Source organism: Pseudomonas sp. 18175 (genome assembly GCF_050432925.1).
Classification (GTDB): domain Bacteria; phylum Pseudomonadota; class Gammaproteobacteria; order Pseudomonadales; family Pseudomonadaceae; genus Aquipseudomonas.
Genome location: NZ_JBKFTO010000003.1, coordinates 139585 through 158989, shown reverse-complemented (window position 1 = coordinate 158989; position 19405 = coordinate 139585). Strand labels below are relative to the sequence as shown.

Here is a 19405-nt window from a genome sequence, read left to right as displayed (position 1 = left end):
CTCCCACATTTGGAATGCATTTCAAATGTGGGAGCGGGCTTGCTCGCGAAGGCGTCAGTACAGGCAACAACAATCTCAGCGCTTAACCTGCTTCAACGTCTCGGCAATCAAAAACGCCAACTCCAGCGACTGATCGGCATTCATCCGCGGGTCGCAGTGGGTGTGATAGCGGTCCGACAAGCCATCTTCGGTAATCGGCCGTGCGCCGCCGATGCATTCGGTGACATTTTGCCCGGTCATCTCGATATGAATCCCGCCGGCATAGCTGCCTTCGGCCTGGTGCACCTGGAAGAACTCCTTCACTTCGCCGAGGATCTGCGCGAAGTCGCGGGTCTTGTAACCGCTGCTGGCCTTGATGGTGTTGCCGTGCATTGGGTCGGAACTCCACAGCACCTGCTTGCCTTCGCGCTGCACGGCGCGGATCAGGTTGGGCAGGTGGTCGCCGACCTTACCCGCGCCCATGCGGGCGATCAGGTTAAGGCGGCCTGGGTCGTTGCTTGGGTTGAGGATATCGATCAGGCGGATCAGGTCGTCAGGGTTCATGCTTGGGCCGACCTTGACGCCGATCGGGTTGTTCACTCCGCGTAGGAACTCGACGTGGGCGCCGTCCAGTTGGCGAGTGCGGTCGCCGATCCACAGCATGTGGGCCGAGCAGTCGTAGTAGTCGTTGGTCAGGCTGTCACGGCGCACAAACGCTTGCTCATAGTTGAGCAGCAAAGCTTCGTGGGCGGTGAAGAAGCTGGTTTCGCGCAGTTGCGGCGAGCTGTCCATGCCGCAGGCCCGCATGAAGGCCAGGGTTTCGTCGATGCGGTCGGCCAGCAGGCTGTATTTTTCGGCCAAGGCAGAGTTGGCGATGAAGTCCAGGTTCCACTTGTGCACTTGGTGCAGGTCGGCAAAACCGCCCTGGGCAAAGGCGCGCAACAGGTTCAGGGTGGCGGTGGACTGGTGATAGGACTGCAACAGGCGGTCCGGGTCCGGTACGCGGCTTTTTTCGTCGAAACCAATGCCGTTGACGATATCGCCACGGTAGGCGGGCAGGGTGATGCCGTCGATGGTTTCGTCATTGGCCGAACGCGGCTTGGCGAACTGACCCGCCATGCGCCCGACTTTTACCACCGGGCAACCGGCGGCGAAGGTCATCACAATGGCCATCTGCAACAGCACCTTGAAGGTGTCGCGGATCTTGGCGGCGGAAAACTCGGCGAAGCTCTCGGCGCAGTCACCGCCCTGCAACAGGAAGGCGCGACCCTGGGTGACTTCGGCAAACTGACGACGCAATTCGCGGGCTTCCCCGGCAAACACCAGCGGTGGGTAGCTGGCCAGGCTTTGCTCCACTTGCAGCAAGTGCGCCGCGTCCGGGTACTGGGGTTGTTGCTGGATCGGCAGGGCGCGCCAGCTGTCGGGGCTCCAGGGTTGGCTCATCATGAACTCGATAGGGTGATTGACGGTCGGGCGCCAATGTTATCAGCAATTAGTGCGTGACCTGTTGCCGCCGGTTGGCCGACAATCGCGCCTTTGGCGTACAGCAAACCCGTTAGGAGTAGTGATGACAGAGGAGCGTGTCGAGCGCCTGCTGGCCGAGGTCCATGATGACTTTGGCATGATCCGTGTGCTCGAAGTGGCCGATTACCGGTTTCTCGAATTCGGCGACGCCATCGAGCAAAGCTGTGTGTTCACCGCTGACCCGAGCTGGCTGGAATACGACTACACCCGCGCCATGTTGATCGGCGCGCTGTGCCATGAGCAGCCGGAGAGTGCGCTGTTCCTCGGCCTGGGTGCTGGCACGCTGACCCAGGCGTGTCTCAAGTTTCTGCCGCTGGAAGATGTGGAGGCCATCGAGCTGCGCCCGGATGTGCCGCGCCTGGCCATCGAGTACCTGGGGCTGGATGACGACCCTCGACTGTATATCCGTATTGGCGACGCGCTTCAGCTGCTTGAGACCGCTGAGTCGGCCGACCTGATTTTCGTCGATCTCTATACAGATGTCGGCCCAGGTGTCGGGCACCTGGCCTGGAGTTTCCTGGAAAACTGCCAGAAGAAACTCAACCCTGGCGGCTGGCTGGTGATCAACCAGTGGGCTACCGATGACGGCAAACCGTTGGGGGCGGCGTTGTTGCGTGGGTTGTATCACCGGCATTACTGGGAGTTGCCGGTGAAGGAGGGCAATGTGATTTTGCTGGTACCTTCGGAGTTGGATCAGGAATTGGACCTTGATGCACTGTCGAGCCGCGCCGAAGCGTTGGCGCCGCGGTTGGGGTATTCGTTGCAGGCGTTGATCAAGGCGATTCGGCCGGCGACTTGAGTTGCCTGGTCTGACGCTATCGGGGGCTTGCCCCCGATGAGGCCATCACTGCCTAGGCTCAAATACCCTTGAACACCCCCGGCCGCTTCTCAATCATCGCCCGCACACCTTCCTTGGCATCCTCGCTGTTAAGCAATTTATTCACCATCGGCGGCAGCGCAGCCGCCGCCACGGACTCGCCTTCCATGTGCGCCAAGCGTGCCGACATCAACGTCGCCTGCACCCCCAACGGCGCCTGGCGAGCAATGCGGTTGGCCAGCTCGACGGCGCGAGGCAACAAATCTTCGCTGGCCATCACCTCCTGCACCAGCCCCAGGCGCAGCGCCTCATGGGCATCGAACTCATCGCCAGTGAGCAGCCAACGCATCGCATTGCCCCAGCCGGCGATCTGATGAAAGCGCAATGTCGCTCCGCCAAACGGAAAGATCCCACGCTGCACTTCCATCTGCGCAAAGCGTGTGTTGCTCGCGCACAGATTGATGTCCGCCGCCAACATCAACTCGATACCGATGGTCAGGCAGTAGCCCTGAGCGGCGACAATCACCGGTTTGCTGACGCGCGGGCCGGCAAATACGCCCCACGGATCGCACCCGCCCAAGGGAGGTTGCCAGCCGCCGGCCATCACCGCGCTGACATTCGCCAGGTCCAGCCCGGCGGTAAAGTGTTCGCCATGGGCAAACACCACGGCAACACGCGCTTCGTCATTTCGATCAAATTCGCCATAGGCCAGGCTCAGCTCATTGAGCAAATCCAGGTCGAAAGCGTTGCGTTTAGCCACCCGATCCAGCCCCAACAGCAGGATATGCCCCTGTAATTCACGACTGACGCGACTGCTGCTGGCTTGATTCATCGGGTGTGCCCTCGGGCGCGGGGAAGGGTTTCGGACCAAAGGTCTCAACGTTTAGGTGAATCGTTTAAGCGTTATGACCAGCAGGGCCGGGCCTTTGAAAAATAGACCCTGGCGGTGTTATCTGCAAAGACTGTGACGCAGCGCGGTTTGTCGGCACTTTCCGATAAAAAAAGCTCCCTTTTTCAGGTATTTCCGGTATAGTGCGCGCCGGCCTTTAACCGGGCCGCGTTTAGGTAGCGCAATTCCCCGAAGTCAGCTTCGGCTGCACGTCCGCACAGCGGACTCTCCCTTGACGAATCTTTTTCATTCATTCGTTTTCGCAAATCCCCGCCGACAAAGCAGCCAGGGCGACTCTTGAGTCTCAACACGGCATGCGCAGCTTTGGAGCATGGGTCTTTGCGGATGCACTTAGAGGCAGACCCATGACCCAGGAAACCGGCGGCTTCGCCGCTTTTAATCTTAACCCGAACATTCTTGCAGCCGTCGCAGCGACCGGCTACGAAGAACCTTCGGCGATTCAGCAGCAATCGATCCCGATCATCATGGCCGGCAAGGACATGATTGGCCAGGCGCAAACCGGTACCGGCAAAACCGCCGCGTTCGCTCTGCCTATCCTGCACTGCATCGATCCTGCCAAGCGCGAGCCGCAAGCCCTGATCCTGGCGCCAACCCGTGAGTTGGCGCTGCAAGTAGCAACCGCTTTCGAAACCTACGCCAAGCAAATGCCAGGCGTAACCGTTGTGGCCGTTTACGGCGGCGCGCCTATGGGCCCACAACTGAAAGCCATCCGTAATGGCGCACAAATTGTTGTCGCAACCCCAGGTCGTCTGTGCGACCACCTGCGTCGTGACGAGAAAGTACTGTCGACCGTGAACCACCTGGTTCTGGACGAAGCTGACGAAATGTTGAAGCTGGGCTTCATGGATGACCTGGAAGTCATCTTCAAGGCACTGCCACCGACCCGTCAGACCGTACTGTTCTCGGCCACCCTGCCACAGTCGATCCGTGCCATTGCCGAGCGTCACCTGCGTGACCCAGAGCACGTCAAGATCCAGACCAAGACTCAGACCGTTACCGCGATCGAACAGGCTCACCTGTTGGTTCACGCTGACCAGAAGACCTCGGCTGTATTGAGCCTGCTGGAAGTCGAAGACTTCGACGCCCTGATCATGTTCGTGCGCACCAAGCAAGCGACCCTTGACCTGGCCAGTGCCCTGGAAGCCAAAGGCTACAAAGCCGCTGCGCTGAACGGTGACATCGCCCAGAACCAACGTGAGCGCGTAATCGACTCCCTCAAGGATGGCCGTCTGGACATCGTTGTGGCGACCGACGTTGCCGCGCGTGGCCTCGACGTTCCACGTATCACCCACGTGTTCAACGTTGACATGCCTTACGATCCAGAGTCCTACGTTCACCGTATCGGCCGTACCGGCCGTGCCGGTCGCGAAGGTCGTGCACTGCTGCTGGTGACTCCACGTGAGCGCCGCATGCTGCAAGTGATCGAGCGCGTAACCGGTCAGAAAGTTGCCGAAGTCCGCCTGCCGGATGCCCAGGCTGTTCTGGATGCTCGCATCAAGAAACTGACCAACAGCCTGTCGCCACTGGTGGCTGACGCTGAATCGACCCACGGCGACCTGCTGGACCGCCTGACTGCCGATATCGGTTGCACCCCACGTGCCCTGGCTGCAGCCTTGCTGCGCAAAGCTACCAACGGTCAGGCCCTGACCCTGGCAGCCATCGAGAAAGAACGTCCACTGGTTCCGAACAGCGCGCCACGCGGTGATCGTCCAGAGCGTTCCGGCGACCGTCCAGACCGTGGTGATCGTGAGCGTCGCGCTCCGGTTCCATTGGCTGAAGGCCGTGCTCGTTGCCGTACCGCGCTGGGCGCGCGTGATGGTATCGCTGCCAAGAACCTGCTGGGCGCTATCCTCAACGAGGGTGGCCTGGCACGTGAAGCCATCGGTCGCATCCAGGTCCGTGACAGCTTCTCCCTGGTGGAGCTGCCGGAAGACGGTCTGGAAAAACTGCTGGCCAAGCTGAAAGACACTCGCGTTGCCGGTAAGCAGCTGAAGCTGCGTCGCTACCGCGAAGATTGATCCGCCTTTGGGCTGATTGATCGCACATAAAAAATCCCCGACTGGTTCGGGGATTTTTTTGCCTGATATTTTTGGATCAATACTCGGTCAGCCGAAGCGGTAAATGTCCATGCCCAGCGCGCCCATGGTAAAGCCCTGATGCGCCACACTGAAATCACCCCCCGCACCACGCGCAAAGTACAGCGGCAACAAATGCTCATCACTCGGATGGCTGCGCGCCGCATGGGGCGCCTGGCGCCGATAGTCGTGCAAGGCTGCTTCATCATTGGCTGCGAGCTTCTCCACCACCCAATCGCGAAAATCCCGTGCCCAGGGCTCGATGCTCTCGGGGCCCGCATGCCAGTCCAGCTCGCCCAGGTTGTGGGTGATGCTGCCGGAACCGATCAGCAGCACGCCCTGATCGCGCAAGCTGGCCAGTGCATGCCCGACCCGGGTTTGCAGGGCAGGGCCCATGCGGCTGGGCAGCGAGACCTGCACCACCGGGATATCCGCCGTCGGGTACATCAACGACAGCGGCACCCAGGTGCCGTGGTCAAAGGGGCGAAGCTCATCGATACGGGCATTCAAGCCGTCGGCGTGCAGTAGCTCGATAATCTCCGCGGCCAGTTGCGGCTCGCCTGGGGCCGGGTATTGCACGGCAAACAATTCGCGGGGGAAGCCGCCGAAGTCGTGCCAGGTTTCGGGGGCGCTACTGCCGCTGACCAGCAATTCATGGCTTTCCCAGTGCGCCGAAACCACCACGATCGCTTTGGGACGTGGTATTTCGGCCGCCAGGCGTTGCAGCGCCGGGCCGCTGGCGCCGGGCTGCAGGGCAAGCATGGGCGAACCGTGGGAGATAAACAGGCTAGGGAACATAAGTAGGGTCCTGAGCGTTAACATGGGCCCATCTTTAATCAGATCATTGATCTAAATCTAATATAAGTTTTAGCGCCATATGATCGAATTTCTTGGGGTTATCCATGGAGCCTAAGTTTTGGCAGGAGCGCTGGGCGCGCAACCAAATCGGCTTTCACTTGCCTGAGGTCAACCCATACCTGCAACGGCACTGGCCGCCGCTGCCCGAGGGCGCCAAAGTACTGGTGCCGTTGTGTGGCAAGAGCCTGGACCTGATGTGGCTCGCCAGCCAGGGCCTGCAGGTACTGGGTGTAGAGCTTTCGGAGCAGGCAATCGAGGCGTTCTTCGGCGAACAGAACCTTACGCCGCGGGTCACCGAGCGAGGTGTGTTCAAGGTGTACCAGGCGGGTTTGATCGAGATTTGGTGCGGAGATTTTTTTGCCTTGGACGCCGATGCGCTGACGGACTGCGTTGCACTCTATGACCGTGCCGCGCTGATCGCCTTGCCGCCGCTGATGCGCACGCGATACACCGAGCAACTGAATCGTTTGCTGCAACCTGGTTGTCAGGGCCTGTTGATTACCCTGGACTACGACCAGACACAAAAAGCCGGGCCGCCATTCGCCGTGCCTGATGAGGAGGTGCGTGTACTACTGGGTGAGTTGTGGGCGCTGGAGGTGCTTGAGGAGCAGGACATCCTGGGTGAGAGCTGGAAGTTTGTGCAGGATGGCGTCACGCGGCTTGGAGAGCGGGTGTATCAGTTGATTAAGCGCTGATAAATCCATCGCCATCGCGGGCAAGCCCGCTCCCACATTTTGATTTGTGAATACATTTAACTGTGGAAGCTGGCTTGCCTGCGATGACGGCAGAAGCCTTTACGCAAAAACAACAGGCAAAAAAAGGGGCGATCAGATCGCCCCTTTTTTGTGTTGCGGGTTTCAGCCCCGACGACGCAGCGCGTCGATACGCTCTTCCAGCGGCGGGTGGCTCATGAACATGCGAGCCAGGCCCTGCTTGATGCCGCCGTTGATGCCAAAGGCGGTCAGGCTGTCGGGCATATGTACCGGCAGGCCCTGTTCCGAACGCAGGCGTTGCAGTGCACCGATCATGGCGCTGGTGCCCGCCAGGCGTGCGCCGGCTTCGTCTGCACGGAACTCGCGTTTACGCGAGAACCACATCACGATCGCGCTGGCCAGGAAGCCCAGGATCACTTCGGCAAAGATGGTCGCCACGAAGTAGGCAATCCCGCGGCCTTCTTCGTTCTTGAAGATCACCTTGTCGACAAAGTTGCCGATGATCCGTGCAAAGAACATCACGAAGGTGTTCACCACGCCCTGCACCAGCGCCAGGGTGACCATGTCGCCATTGGCTACGTGGCCGATTTCGTGCGCCAGTACGGCCTTGACTTCATCGGGCGAAAAACGCTCCAGAAGCCCTTGGCTGACGGCGACAAGCGCGTCGTTTTTGTTCCAGCCGGTGGCGAAGGCGTTGGCCTCATAGGCCGGGAAAATCCCCACCTCGGGCATTTTGATGCCGGCTTCCCGAGACAACTGCTCCACGGTTTGCATCAGCCATTGTTCATGGCGGGTGCGTGGTTGGGTGATGATCTGGGTGCTGGTACTCATCTTCGCCATCCACTTGGAGATGAACAGCGAGAACAGCGAGCCGGCAAAACCAAAGACCGCACAGAAGATCAGCAGCTGATTGAGGTTGAGATCAACCCCATTGGCCGCCATGAACCCGTTGAAGCCGAAAAGGCTCAGGGTGATGCTGGCAATCAGCACGACCGCCAGGTTAGTGGCCAAGAACAGCAGGATGCGCATCATGGTTGTAGAGTTCTCCTCATGCTTAATATGTCGCGTACTGCGGGGTATATAAGGTGCGGCATGGGGTGATTCAACCGGACGACTATTTCAAACTGTGTCCTACAGCCTGAATGTAGAGCCTTGAAGGGTTTTTCCGACAAGGAAAAGGCCGGTTGATCAACCCGCCACTGGCGTGCGGCCCTGTAATTATAGGGGGCAAGTGGACAAGAGAGGGGCGCCATCGTAAAAGGGCAGGGCAAACCCAGAGAAGTGTTGCCAGATACGCGCTGTACGACCGAATGTCGGTCGTACAGCGCCACATGCATTACTGGCGATAGGACTTGAGGAAATTGCCGATGCGACCAATGGCCATGTCCAAGTCATCCACGCGCGGCAATGTCACCACGCGGAAGTGATCCGGCCACGGCCAGTTGAACGCCGTGCCCTGGACCACCAGCAGTTTTTCCGAGAGCAGCAGGTCGAGCACGAACTTCTCGTCGTTGAAGATCGGGCACACTTTTGGGTCGATGCGTGGGAAGGCGTACAGCGCACCCATGGGTTTCACGCAGCTGACGCCCGGGATCGCATTGAGCAACTCCCAGGTGCGGTTGCGCTGTTCCAGCAAACGGCCCTGTGGCAGCACCAGGTCGTTGATGCTCTGGTAGCCGCCGAGGGCGGTCTGGATGGCATGTTGGCTCGGCACGTTGGCGCACAAGCGCATGTTGGCCAGCATGTCGATGCCCTCGATGTAGCTCTGGGCGTTGTGCTTGGGACCGGAAATGGCGATCCAGCCGGAGCGAAAACCCGCCACGCGGTAGGACTTGGACAGGCCGTTGAAGGTCAGGCACAGCAGGTCCGGCGCCAGGGAGGCGGTGCACACGTGCACGGCGTCATCGTAGAGGATCTTGTCGTAGATTTCGTCGGAGAACACCACCAGGTTGTGCTGGCGTGCCAGCTCCAGCATGCCCAGCAGCACTTCCTTGGAATACACCGCGCCCGTCGGGTTGTTCGGGTTGATGATCACCAGGGCCTTGGTGTTCGGAGTGATCTTGGCCTTGATGTCGGCCAGGTCCGGGAACCAGTCGGCGCCTTCGTCACACAGGTAGTGCACTGGGTGGCCACCGGCCAGGGTCACGGCGGCGGTCCACAGTGGGTAGTCCGGGGCCGGCACCAGCACTTCGTCGCCATTGTTGAGCAGGGCCTGCATGGACATCACGATCAGCTCGGACACGCCGTTGCCCAGGTAGATGTCTTCGATGCCGACGCCTTCCACCTGTTTCTGCTGGTAGTACTGCATCACCGCTTTGCGCGCGCTGAACAGACCTTTGGAGTCACTGTAGCCCTGAGCGGTCGGCAGGTTGCGGATCACGTCTTGGAGGATTTCGTCCGGCGCTTCGAAACCAAACGGCGCCGGGTTGCCAATGTTCAGCTTGAGGATGCGATGACCTTCCTCTTCCAGGCGCTTGGCGTGCTTGAGCACTGGGCCGCGAATGTCGTAGCAGACGTTGGCGAGCTTGTTCGATTTGCTGACCTGCATGGCGATGTGATCCTGAAAATGAACGATCCAGACGGTAGGGGCACTACCGTACTGTGAATCCTGCGGGGCCCGCACCCATAAATACGTTTGAATGCCGGTAGCGCGGGTGCCAGACTGGCGTTTTGAAGAGGCGCAATCATACGTGCCACCTGATCCAGCGAAAAGATACAGATCAGGGTTTTTCAGTTGCCGAGGTGTACCGATGGAAAAGTTGCAGAAAACCCTTCAGGAATGGCAAAACATGCTCGACCCGGCGCAGTACCAGGTGTGCCGTCTCAAGGGCACCGAGCGCCCGTTCTCCGGCAAGTACAACGCCACCACCGCCGATGGTGTGTACCACTGCATTTGCTGCAACGAGCCGTTGTTCGACTCCAAGACCAAATTCGATGCCGGTTGCGGCTGGCCCAGTTTCTATGAGCCGATTGCCGAGAGCGCAATGATCGAGATCCGCGACGTCAGCCACGGCATGATCCGCACCGAAGTCACCTGCGCCAAGTGCGATGCGCACCTGGGCCATGTCTTCCCGGACGGGCCGCCCCCGACTGGCTTGCGCTATTGCATCAACTCGGTGTGCCTGGACTTCGTGCCGCGTTAAACCGGATGATCGTTCCCGCCCAGAGCGTGGGAACGATCTATGAGGCGCTATCATTTTTATCAATTAAATTGCACACAATTGAATTGCTAACTATGTTTGCCTTCTTTCCCATTCCTTGAGGCACTGCCATGAGCAACACGCTGCTGAGCATCCCTTGCACCACCATCAAAGGTGAGCAAAAGACCCTGGCCGACTTCTCCGGCAAAGCCATCCTGGTGGTCAACACGGCCAGCAAATGTGGCTTCACTGCGCAATACAAGGGCCTTGAGCAACTCTGGCAGGACTACAAGGACCAGGGCCTGGTGGTGCTGGGCTTCCCCTGCAACCAGTTCGGCAAGCAGGAACCCGGTAACGAAGGCGCGATTTCCGAGTTCTGCGAGCTGAACTTCGGCGTCAGCTTTCCGCTGTTCAAGAAGATCGATGTGAACGGCAGTGATGCCCACCCGTTGTTCGTGCAGTTGAAAAAACAGGCACCTGGCCTGCTGGGCTCCAAGGGCATCAAGTGGAACTTCACCAAGTTCCTGATCGGTCGCGATGGCCAGGTGGTCAAGCGCTTTGCCCCGACCACCAAGCCCCAGGACCTGACCCAAGAGATCGAAGCCCTGCTCAAATGACCGTATCCCTGGCCCTCGACAATCAGTTGTGTTTCAAACTCTATGCTGCCTCCAGGGCGGTGACTCGCGCCTACAAGCCGATGTTGGACCCATTGGGCCTGACCTACCCCCAATACTTGGTGATGCTGGTGCTGTGGGAATGGCACGCCGCTGCCCCGGCACACCCCACGGTCAAGGCCTTGGGCGAACGCCTGATGCTCGACTCGGGCACGCTGACGCCTCTGCTCAAGCGTCTGGAGCAGCTTGCGCTGGTACGCCGCCTACGCAGTGCCAGGGATGAGCGGGAAGTGCACTTGAGCCTCAGTGAGTCCGGCGAGCAACTGCGCGATCAGGCCCATGCCCTCAAGACCCGATTGCTGTGCGACAGCGGAATCGACCTGGGCCAGGCCGATGCCTTGCGCTCGGGTCTGGACCAGTTGCTCCAGCAGATCAAAGACTTGTCGTCTTCGGCACCCACAGATCCAGCAGCCCGCTGAGTTCTTCGCGCCGAAACGGTTTGGCCAGGTAGTCATTCATCCCCGCCGCCCGGCAACGTTCGCGTTCTTCGGACAGGGCGTTGGCGGTCAGGGCCACAATGGGCAGGTCTGGCCAACGGCCGCTGCGGCGAATCTGCCGGCTGGCTTCATAGCCATCCATCACCGGCATATTGCAATCCATCAACACCATGTCAAAGCGTTGTTCTTCCAGGAACTTGAGCGCTTCACCGCCGTGGGCCGCCACGATCACCTCACACCCCAGTTTGCCGAGCATGCCCTTGGCCACCAGCTGGTTGACCGGGTTGTCCTCCACCAGCAGGATGCGCGCGCGATGGGCCAGGGGCGCGGCCTCCATCTGGATGGGGTCGAGGATCAGTTGCGCGTCGCTGCGCAAATTGCGCTGCAAAATCTGGTACAGCGCGTTGCGGCTCAGGGGGCGTGCCTGCTGCTGCAGCGGCGCGAGTGCCGCGACCTCTTCGCTGGGCATGAAATTGCCATAGGCCGTCACCAGCAGGATCGGCGCGTTGAGGGTGGGGCGCAGGCGGAACAGGCACTGCGGGCAGTCGGTGATCAGCAGGTCTGGGTGTTGCCCGCTCACGTCCTCATCGCGAGGGTAGCACCGTGGTGTCAGCCCCCAGTGGGTTAGCAGGCTGGTGAGCAACTCTGTCAGGCCGCTGTCGGCGCGGGTAACGGCGATCACCTCGCCCTTGAGCGGTGGCAGCCGCACAGCAGGCAAATGGGTGGGCAGCGGCAGTTCGGCGCAGAACTGGCTGCCAAAACCCACCTCTGAACTGATACTCAAGCGGCCCTTCATCGCCTCACACAGGTTATGGGTGAGCGCCAGGCCCAGGCCGGTGCCGCCGAATTGGCGGGTGATACCGGCGCCGGCCTGGGTGAATGGTTGGAAGATTTTTACCTGGGCTTCCTGCGCGATACCGATGCCGGTGTCACACACCTCAATACGTACCCGGCCCTCGACGCTGCTAAGGCGCACATCCACCCGGCCAAAACGGGTGAACTTCAAGGCGTTGGACAGCAGGTTGCTGACGATCTGCCGCACCCGTGTTGGATCGCCCAGTACCTGGGCCGGGAACTGCGGGTCGATCAGGCAGGTCAGCTCGACGTCTGGCGCCGCGTTCTGCGACAGCAGGTTGGCGGTGTCTTCCACTTGCGCGCCCAGGTCGAAGGGGATGCGTTCCAGCTCCAACTGGCCGGCGTCAAACTTGGACAGGTCGAGAATATCGTTGAGCAATTCCACCAGCACTTTGCCCGAGTCATGGGCGATGGACAGCTGCTGGCGCTGCTCGGCGTTCAGCGGGCTGTCCAGCGACAGGGCGATCATGCCCAGCAGGCCGTTGAGCGGGGTGCGGATCTCATGGCTCATGTTGGCCAGGAACGCCGCCCGTGCCTGGGCCATGCCCAGTGCGTTCATCTTCGCTGCTTCCAATTCATCGTTGGACTGGCTCAGGCGCTGGTTGCTGGCCTTGAGCTCCAGGGTGCGCGCAGAAACAATGTCTTCCAGTTGGCCCAGATACTCGGTCAGGCGGTCTTCGGCGTGCCGGCGCTGCTGGATCTCTGTTTCCATGTTTTCAAATTGCTGGTTGGCGACGTTGACCAATACACCGATTTCGTCATGTTCGTGGCCGGGGGGGCAGTCCAGGCGGGACTGTTTGCGGTTGCTCAGCTCGCGAATAATGCGCACCAGTGGCTGAGTCAGCATCACGTAGAACAGCGCCAACAGAATGCCGGTCAGCAGCAGGCTGCGGGCAAAGCCGTTCAGCAGGGTGATCTCTGCGCGGCGCAGGAAACGGCTGCCAAAGGCGTAGGTGTCTACGTCCAGGCGCAGCACGCCCAGGGAATCGTTGGGCATGTGGCTCAGGTACAACCGGTCTTCGAACTGGCGGTTGGCGCCGAACAAAAAGTCGCTGACGGGGCGGTAGGCGCTTTCTTTGCGCGGGCGGTCGACATCCGCGAGTACCACGCCGTTGTTGTCGATCAACTGCGCATGAATGATCGCGGGGGAGCGCAGCAGGCCGAGGGTCAGCTCTTGGGCCAGTTCGGCGTCGATGTTGTAGGCGATGCGTGATGCAGGGTTGTGGCTGATTTCCAGCAGCGAAGCAATTTCACGGTTGATGGATGCGTCTTCGCTGGCATAATCAATGCCGATTTGGATCAGGCTGAGCAAGGTTCCCAACACGAAACCGACCAGCACAGTCAATCTGGCTTGTTTATAAGACAAGCGGTGGGCGAACTTGATATCCATCGAGTGTTGAACCACTTCACGTTTCCCTTCGCCCGGCAAGCATAGCTGAACATCCACAGGCTCTGGCTTGCCCGGCCTTAATCGTTTTTTATGCAGCCTCTGCGCTCTGCCGCAGGGCTGCCAATACGCCATCTTTTGCAAGAACTTGCCAGAGGAATCATCGTGGATAGTCGATTGAATGCCTTTCTTGAACGGGCCGACGCCGTGCTCGCCCGTCTGGAACCCCTATTGCCCGCGCCACGCCAAGCCATCGACTGGAACCAGTGCCTGGCCGCCCGCTGGCAACGCGAAGGCCGCGCAGGCTTCCTGTTACCGCTGGACGTCAGTTTGGACATGCGCCTGTCCGACTTGATCGGTGTGGACAAACAACGTGAGCAATTGGCCCGCAATACTCAACAGTTTCTCGATGGCCTGCCCGCCAACCACGCCTTGCTGTGGGGCTCGCGCGGCACAGGTAAGTCGTCGATGGTGCGCGCCTTGCTGGCCCAACATGCCAAGGCCGGTTTGCGCTTGATCGAAATCGAGCGCGATCACTTGGCCGATTTGCCGCGTGTGGTCGAGCAATTGCTCAAGCTGCCCCAGCGCTTCATCTTGTTCTGCGACGACCTGTCGTTCGAAGCGGGCGAGGGCGACTACCGTGTGCTCAAAAGCGTGCTGGACGGCTCCTTGGAGCAGGCACCGGAAAACGTCCTGTTGTATGCCACCTCCAACCGCCGCCATCTGGTGCCGGAAAACCAGAGCGACAACGACAATTGGAAGCGCGTGGATGGGGAGCTGCACCCCAGCGAAGCGGTGGAGGACAAGATTGCCTTGTCTGACCGTTTTGGCCTGTGGTTGTCGTTCTATCCATTCACTCAGGAACACTTCCTGGACGTGGTGGAACACTGGATCGGCGAGCTTGCCAGCAAGGCCGGTTTGCAATGGCAGCGCGATGAAGCCCTCGACATTCTCGCCGTACGCTGGGCCACTGGCCGCGGCAACCGCAACGGCCGTTGCGCGTATCAATTCGCCCGTTACTGGGTGGGCCTCAAATTGCTGGAGCGTCAACCATGATCGACTTACAACAGGCCGGGACCGGCCTTGATGGCTACGCCATGCTGTGCGCGCAGTTAGAATCGCTGCTGGCCGACGAGCGTGATTTCATTGCCAACAGCGCGCAGTTTTCCGCGTTCCTGTTCAACCAACTGGACGACCTGAACTGGGCGGGTTTTTACCTCAACCGCAACGAAGAACTGGTGTTGGGACCGTTCCAGGGCCAGATCGCGTGTGTGCGTATCCCCTTCGGTCGGGGGGTGTGCGGCGCGGCGGCGGCGTCGCGGCAAACCCAGCGGGTCGAGGACGTGCACGCGTTTCCCGGGCATATCGCCTGTGACAGCGCTTCGAACAGCGAACTGGTGGTGCCGCTGGTCAAGGACAACAAACTGGTTGGCGTCCTTGACCTCGACAGTCCATCACTGGCCCGCTTTACCGCGCAGGACCAGGCGGGCATCGAACAGTTGGCGGCGATCTTCCTGCGCTTGACCGACTGCTGATGCAGTCAAGGGGCGTCTAACGCCCCTTACTGGTTGTCCAACGCCTGGAGCTGCGCGCGCAGCGTTCTTTCCAGTTCCAGCATGAGTTTTTCCAGGGACTTCACACCGGCTTCAATCACCCCCCGGTCTTCGTCTCGGGCACAGGCTTGCTCCAAGGCTTCGCACTGCTTGGCCAGTGCGATCGCCTGAACGATACGGGCGGCGCCCTTGATCTTGTGGGCCTGTTCGATGATGTCCTGGGGCGAAGCCTGGCGGCTGCTCAGCGCGACCAGTTCCTGGCGATCATGGTGGCTGCTGCTCAATAGTTCTTCCAGTAGGCGCCGGCTCATCAGAGGGTCGCCGCCGGTCAGCGCTTCGAAGTTGCGCAGGTCCAGGCACTGGCTCGCAGGTTGCGGGGCGATCCGTGCCAGTTGCCGTTCCAGCGCAGTGAGGCTGATGGGTTTGAACAGGCAGTCGTTCATCCCTGCCTGTACGCAGCGCAGTTTCTCTTCGGGTTGGGCGTTGGCGGTGAAGCCCAGTACCACGCAGGGCGCCAGTTGCTCGCGTTGTTCGTATTCGCGGATCGAGCGACTCAAGTCGTAGCCGTTCATGATGGGCATGTTGCAGTCGGCAATTACCAAGTCAAAGCGTTCCTGACGCCAGGCTTGAAAACCCGCCGCGCCGTTTTGGGCAGCGGTGAACTGGTGCCCCAGATAGCCCAGTTGCTGGCACATCAATAAGCGGTTCGCTGGGTGGTCATCCACGACCAGCACATTCAACACCGGTGCCGTTACCAACACCTCGGGGGGGGCATCATCGACGACCTGCATTGGCTGAAGGCGGGGCATTTTCAGGCTGACATGCACCTGGGTGCCCACCATGGGCACGCTGCTCAGGCTCAGTTGCCCACCCATCATGGCGCACAGGTTGCGGCAGATCACCAACCCCAGCCCGGCGCCACTCCTGGCCAACTGGCCGGAGTTGTCCGCCTGGGCAAAGGGTTCGAACAGGCGCAACTGGTCATCTCGGCTGATGCCAATCCCGGTATCTTCCACCACCAACCGCATCTCGACTTGCTGCGTCAGTTCGGTGGGCAGCACCTCCACCCGAATTTTTACCTGGCCGCGATCGGTGAACTTGATGGCGTTGCTGATGAGGTTGGACAGCACCTGCTTGAAGCGCAGCGGGTCGATCAATACGTCGGTATCGTCGAGGGGGGGCTTGAATTCCAGCAGCAGGCTGAGGGTTTTCTGGCGTGCCAGGCCATCGAACACACGCACCACCGACTCAATCACCTCCCGCAGGTTGACGCGCTCTGGCGCCAGGCTCAGGCGGCCGGACTCGATGCGCGCAATGTCGAGGATGTCGCCGATCAGCTCCAGCAAATCCTTGGCCGAGTTGTACGCCACTTCGATGGCCGGGCGGTCGAGGTGGCCCTGGTCGGCACGCTTGAGCGTCAGTTCGAGCATGCCGATCACCGCGTTCATCGGTGTGCGGATTTCATGGCTCATGGTGGCGAGGAACGTACTCTTGGCGCGATTGGCTTCATCGGCACGTTCCTTGGCGGCGCGAATTTCGTCGAATAGCTGGCGCCTTTCACTGATGTCGATCCAGCCGCCGATGATGCCTTGGACTTCGCCGACAGAGTCGCGGTAGGGCAGGGTCCAGTGGTAGATCGTGAGTTTTTTGCCGCGAATGGTCAGGGTGCGATCCATGATCAGCGGGTTGCCCTCGGCCATCACCCGTTGATAGTCGGCGTTGTATTGGGTTGCATCCGTCTCAAGGGCCGCGCTCATCTGGAGCGCACTTTTACCGATGACGTCCTCGCGCTTGATGTCGAATACTTGCAGGTAACTGTCGTTACAGGTCTGCAACAGGCCTTTGCGATCACGTACGTAGATCGGGTGCGGGGTTTCATTGACCAGCGCGCGCATGAACTCCAACTGGTCATTGAGGGCGCGCTCGGCCATTTTTCGGTGTTTGATCTGGCGCCGCATATAGGCGTTCCAGGTCAGGGAAATCAGTAACAGTAACCCGGTGCCGATGATGATCCGGGTAATCAGTTCGTGGTAGTTGCGCCAGTAGCTGTCGGAGGCGGCGGTGTAGCCACGCCATCGACTGTTGATCACACCCAGCTCATCCGGGGCAATGCTGAGCAGGGCCTTGTCCAGAATCGAGGTGAGTTCGGTGGCTCTGCGAGAGGTGGCCAGGGAAAAGGCGGCGGGTAACGTGCCGATGCTGAAGCTGATCTGCACCTTGTCCTGAAATACAGGGGAGGTCAGGTAGTAATTGGCGATTACCAAGGTGTTCACTGCGCCATCGACGTGCCCTTGCATAAGCAATTCTGCGGCTTTGAAGTTGTCTCCAGTGTCGACCAACTCAATCTTCGGAAAATTGTCGCGCAAGAATGTTGTCAGCGGGCTGCCCTGGGTGATGGCCACGCGCTTGCCTTGCATTTCCTCCAGGCTGGTGGGGGCCTGGTTCTCTTTGCGTGTCAGCATCACGTACGAGTTTTCCAGGTAAGGGCGACTGAAGTTCAACCGCGTTTCCCGATCTGCACTGGGAACGACGGCACCAATGATGTCGGCCTTTCCGGCCTCGACCTGATCGATCATGGCCTGTACAACGCGCTCACGCTGAATCTCAAACCGCAGTCCCGTACGTAGGCGGACCAACTCCAGCAGGTCGGCGGTCACGCCGCGGAAATTGCCATCTGCGTCGAAAAACGTCAGGGGTGCGAGCGTTTCGTTGACGACCACTTTGACCACCGGGTGATCTTTCAGCCAACGCTCTTCCCGTTGGGTCAATTGCAGCTTTTGGTCGGTCAGCAAGATATCGCTGCCAGCGCTCCAGCGTTTGGCAATTGTTTCCCGCTCATTGGTGGGCACGGCAGCCAGGACCGTATCGACGATACTTAAGAGGGTCGTTTGGTGGTTGAGCATCGCAAAGCTGAATCCGTAGGCCTCATGCTTGCCGAAGTTGGCCATGCGGATGTTTTTCAGGTAGCCCTTGTTGATCATGTAATGGGTGGAAATGGTATCGCCGAGAAACACATCGGCCTGCTCGAACGCCACCGCATTCAAGGCGTTCTGGTAAGAGGGGTAGGCGCGGATGATCGCCTCAGGGTACAGCTTTTCTACCTCATCCAGCGGCAGGTAGTGGTAGACCAACGCCAGGCGCATCCCGGCCAGGCCGTCGCTCAGGCTGCGGCTCTCACCTTCGCGGGTGACCAGAACCGGTTGGTCCACGGCGTAGGGCTCGGACAGCGAGAGATTGGGGTTGGCCGCCTCGTAGCCGTTGGAGGAGCCCAGCAGGTCGATCTCGCCCGCTTCCAGGGCATGTATGGCGGCCTCTCTTGAGGAGTAGCGCAGCACCTTGACCGGTAGGGCGAGTGCTTTGGCCAGTAGGCCTGCGTAGTCGGCGGTCAGCCCCTCATAGTCCAAGCCGCTGGAGGTGAGGTCGAAGGGTGGGTAGTCAGGCGACGCAGTGCCCAGCACCAATTCGCGCTTGTTTTGCAGCCATTGGCGTTGAGCCTTGTTCAGGTGGGTCTCCAGTTGAACGGAGCCCGCACGGCTCAATAAGGTGAAATGTTCTGGGCCCGCTTGATGGTTCGCGAGCACGGCCGTGCACATGCACAAACCAGCACTCAATGTAATCAGGTAGTCCTTTATACGCCTGGGCATCCGTTTTCTCACACTAGCGCGTTTCGTTTTGCCATCTCGATAAGTTCTACCAAGGACTTGGCTTCAAGTTTTTGCATCAGCCTCTTTTTATAAGTGCTCACGGTCTTGTTGCTCAGAAACATGCCTTTTGCAATTTCCTTATTGGTGCGGCCTTGTGCAAAAAGTTGCAATACCATGAGTTCCCGGTCGTTGACGGTCTTGAACAGTTCAAGTTCCTGTGCGTCCGCACCGTCGACACCGTTGCTGCTCAAGGCTTGGCTGGGGAAGTAGTTGTACCCGGACAATACGGCACGAATGGCACTCAGCAATTCGCTCAGGTCGCCCTCTTTGCACACGTAGCCATCGGCGCCCGAGCGCATGCAGCGTGTGGCGAAAAGGGTTGGGGACTGTGCCGTGAGTATCAGCGTCTTCATGGGGGTGTTCATCGCGTTGAACCGACAAAGCACTTCCAGTCCATCCAGTTTCGGAATACTGATATCGAGAATAATGAGGTCTGGAAGACATTCGCGAACCATTTGAATGGCGTCGCATCCGTTATCGGTTTCGCCCACCACTTTATAACCTTCGTGCTCCAATAACATTCGGATGGCGAGCCTTATAACCGGATGGTCATCGATAATAAAAACTGAGTTCATGATCCTATTCCATGCAAGTGCAAATAAAGCGGGCACATTAGCTCAGAAGCGGTGGGGGGAGCATGAGCGTAAGGGGGAGTAGATATAAAACAGGAAAATTCCTACCCTAAAAAAGGTAAAAGCCTACCGGCTGCTAAGGCTTTATCACGTGATGAGGCTGTGTATGCACTAAAAAATGGTGTCAGGGATTTGGCTCACATCACA

The 19405-nt window shown here is 59.5% G+C and carries 16 protein-coding genes; 8 read left to right on the top strand and 8 right to left on the bottom strand.

Annotated elements, in window-relative coordinates; all coding sequences use genetic code 11:
• Nucleotides 1–75 precede the first annotated feature (75 nt).
• Nucleotides 76–1422 carry a class II 3-deoxy-7-phosphoheptulonate synthase gene (locus ACLD1Y_RS05725; RefSeq protein ID WP_429476229.1) on the bottom strand — a complete coding sequence of 449 codons (1347 nt, stop codon included), beginning with the start codon at nt 1420–1422 and terminating at the stop codon, nt 76–78.
• Between the two features lie 124 nt (nt 1423–1546).
• Here ACLD1Y_RS05725 and ACLD1Y_RS05720 point away from each other — a divergent pair, with 124 nt between their 5' ends.
• A complete protein-coding gene (locus tag ACLD1Y_RS05720) occupies nt 1547–2302 on the top strand; it encodes a spermidine synthase (protein WP_429476228.1) in 756 nt (251 codons plus the stop codon).
• A 58-nt stretch (nt 2303–2360) separates the two neighbouring features.
• Here ACLD1Y_RS05720 and ACLD1Y_RS05715 read toward each other — a convergent pair whose 3' ends face one another.
• The gene (locus ACLD1Y_RS05715; RefSeq protein ID WP_429476226.1) at nt 2361–3152 is read right to left on the bottom strand and encodes a crotonase/enoyl-CoA hydratase family protein; all 792 of its coding nucleotides are present in this window, start codon (nt 3150–3152) and stop codon (nt 2361–2363) included.
• Between the two features lie 422 nt (nt 3153–3574).
• On the opposite strand from ACLD1Y_RS05715, the gene ACLD1Y_RS05710 reads away from it, so the two are divergent.
• A complete protein-coding gene (locus ACLD1Y_RS05710; RefSeq protein WP_010211841.1) occupies nt 3575–5248 on the top strand; it encodes a DEAD/DEAH box helicase in 1674 nt (557 codons plus the stop codon).
• Nucleotides 5249–5335: 87 nt separating this feature from the next.
• Here the strand turns inward: ACLD1Y_RS05710 and ACLD1Y_RS05705 are convergent, their stop codons facing one another.
• On the bottom strand, nt 5336–6103 hold the full coding sequence (locus tag ACLD1Y_RS05705) for a DODA-type extradiol aromatic ring-opening family dioxygenase (protein WP_429476224.1): 768 nt from the start codon (nt 6101–6103) through the stop codon (nt 5336–5338).
• A 104-nt stretch (nt 6104–6207) separates the two neighbouring features.
• Between ACLD1Y_RS05705 and ACLD1Y_RS05700 the strand changes: the two genes are divergently transcribed.
• Entirely contained in the window at nt 6208–6858 is a 651-nt protein-coding gene (locus ACLD1Y_RS05700; RefSeq protein WP_429476222.1) for a thiopurine S-methyltransferase, read from the top strand.
• 162 nt (nt 6859–7020) lie between these two features.
• Here ACLD1Y_RS05700 and htpX read toward each other — a convergent pair whose 3' ends face one another.
• Nucleotides 7021–7908, bottom strand: a complete 888-nt coding sequence (gene htpX, locus ACLD1Y_RS05695) for a protease HtpX (RefSeq protein ID WP_105698507.1) — start codon at nt 7906–7908, stop codon at nt 7021–7023.
• Nucleotides 7909–8212: 304 nt separating this feature from the next.
• Complete coding sequence (locus tag ACLD1Y_RS05690; protein WP_017734399.1) at nt 8213–9424, bottom strand: pyridoxal phosphate-dependent aminotransferase; 1212 nt, start codon at nt 9422–9424, stop codon at nt 8213–8215.
• Between the two features lie 202 nt (nt 9425–9626).
• Here ACLD1Y_RS05690 and msrB point away from each other — a divergent pair, with 202 nt between their 5' ends.
• From msrB to ACLD1Y_RS05675, 3 genes are all read left to right on the top strand, one after another.
• Nucleotides 9627–10019, top strand: a complete 393-nt coding sequence (gene msrB / locus ACLD1Y_RS05685) for a peptide-methionine (R)-S-oxide reductase MsrB (RefSeq protein WP_429476219.1) — start codon at nt 9627–9629, stop codon at nt 10017–10019.
• A gap of 128 nt (nt 10020–10147) precedes the next feature.
• A complete protein-coding gene (locus ACLD1Y_RS05680; protein WP_429476217.1) occupies nt 10148–10633 on the top strand; it encodes a glutathione peroxidase in 486 nt (161 codons plus the stop codon).
• A complete protein-coding gene (locus ACLD1Y_RS05675) occupies nt 10630–11109 on the top strand; it encodes a MarR family winged helix-turn-helix transcriptional regulator (RefSeq protein WP_429476216.1) in 480 nt (159 codons plus the stop codon). The genes ACLD1Y_RS05680 and ACLD1Y_RS05675 overlap by 4 nt, the downstream gene beginning before the upstream one ends.
• On the opposite strand, the gene ACLD1Y_RS05670 is transcribed toward ACLD1Y_RS05675, so the two are convergent.
• Nucleotides 11063–13372, bottom strand: coding sequence for a response regulator (locus ACLD1Y_RS05670; RefSeq protein ID WP_429476214.1), 2310 nt, complete (start codon nt 13370–13372; stop codon nt 11063–11065). The genes ACLD1Y_RS05675 and ACLD1Y_RS05670 overlap by 47 nt on opposite strands.
• 162 nt (nt 13373–13534) lie before the next feature.
• Here ACLD1Y_RS05670 and ACLD1Y_RS05665 point away from each other — a divergent pair, with 162 nt between their 5' ends.
• Nucleotides 13535–14425, top strand: coding sequence for an ATP-binding protein (locus ACLD1Y_RS05665; RefSeq protein WP_429476212.1), 891 nt, complete (start codon nt 13535–13537; stop codon nt 14423–14425).
• A complete protein-coding gene (locus ACLD1Y_RS05660; protein ID WP_429476211.1) occupies nt 14422–14904 on the top strand; it encodes a GAF domain-containing protein in 483 nt (160 codons plus the stop codon). Before ACLD1Y_RS05665 ends, ACLD1Y_RS05660 begins: the two co-directional genes overlap by 4 nt.
• Before the next feature lie 26 nt (nt 14905–14930).
• Here ACLD1Y_RS05660 and ACLD1Y_RS05655 read toward each other — a convergent pair whose 3' ends face one another.
• Nucleotides 14931–18566 (bottom strand): transporter substrate-binding domain-containing protein, encoded by a 3636-nt coding sequence (locus ACLD1Y_RS05655; RefSeq protein ID WP_429476209.1) that lies wholly within the window; start codon nt 18564–18566, stop codon nt 14931–14933.
• An 8-nt stretch (nt 18567–18574) separates the two neighbouring features.
• Nucleotides 18575–19201, bottom strand: coding sequence for a response regulator (locus tag ACLD1Y_RS05650; RefSeq protein ID WP_429476207.1), 627 nt, complete (start codon nt 19199–19201; stop codon nt 18575–18577).
• Between the last annotated feature and the right edge of the window lie 204 nt (nt 19202–19405).

Coding starts and splice junctions, on each gene's coding strand:
- ACLD1Y_RS05655 (WP_429476209.1), bottom strand. CDS start 18,566: ATGCCCAGGCGTATAAAGGACTACCTGATTACATTGAGTGCTGGTTTG.
- ACLD1Y_RS05675 (WP_429476216.1), top strand. CDS start 10,630: ATGACCGTATCCCTGGCCCTCGACAATCAGTTGTGTTTCAAACTCTAT.
- ACLD1Y_RS05705 (WP_429476224.1), bottom strand. CDS start 6,103: ATGTTCCCTAGCCTGTTTATCTCCCACGGTTCGCCCATGCTTGCCCTG.
- ACLD1Y_RS05710 (WP_010211841.1), top strand. CDS start 3,575: ATGACCCAGGAAACCGGCGGCTTCGCCGCTTTTAATCTTAACCCGAAC.
- ACLD1Y_RS05650 (WP_429476207.1), bottom strand. CDS start 19,201: ATGAACTCAGTTTTTATTATCGATGACCATCCGGTTATAAGGCTCGCC.
- ACLD1Y_RS05725 (WP_429476229.1), bottom strand. CDS start 1,422: ATGAGCCAACCCTGGAGCCCCGACAGCTGGCGCGCCCTGCCGATCCAG.
- ACLD1Y_RS05715 (WP_429476226.1), bottom strand. CDS start 3,152: ATGAATCAAGCCAGCAGCAGTCGCGTCAGTCGTGAATTACAGGGGCAT.
- htpX (WP_105698507.1), bottom strand. CDS start 7,908: ATGATGCGCATCCTGCTGTTCTTGGCCACTAACCTGGCGGTCGTGCTG.
- ACLD1Y_RS05670 (WP_429476214.1), bottom strand. CDS start 13,372: ATGGATATCAAGTTCGCCCACCGCTTGTCTTATAAACAAGCCAGATTG.
- ACLD1Y_RS05660 (WP_429476211.1), top strand. CDS start 14,422: ATGATCGACTTACAACAGGCCGGGACCGGCCTTGATGGCTACGCCATG.
- ACLD1Y_RS05720 (WP_429476228.1), top strand. CDS start 1,547: ATGACAGAGGAGCGTGTCGAGCGCCTGCTGGCCGAGGTCCATGATGAC.
- ACLD1Y_RS05700 (WP_429476222.1), top strand. CDS start 6,208: ATGGAGCCTAAGTTTTGGCAGGAGCGCTGGGCGCGCAACCAAATCGGC.
- ACLD1Y_RS05690 (WP_017734399.1), bottom strand. CDS start 9,424: ATGCAGGTCAGCAAATCGAACAAGCTCGCCAACGTCTGCTACGACATT.
- ACLD1Y_RS05680 (WP_429476217.1), top strand. CDS start 10,148: ATGAGCAACACGCTGCTGAGCATCCCTTGCACCACCATCAAAGGTGAG.
- msrB (WP_429476219.1), top strand. CDS start 9,627: ATGGAAAAGTTGCAGAAAACCCTTCAGGAATGGCAAAACATGCTCGAC.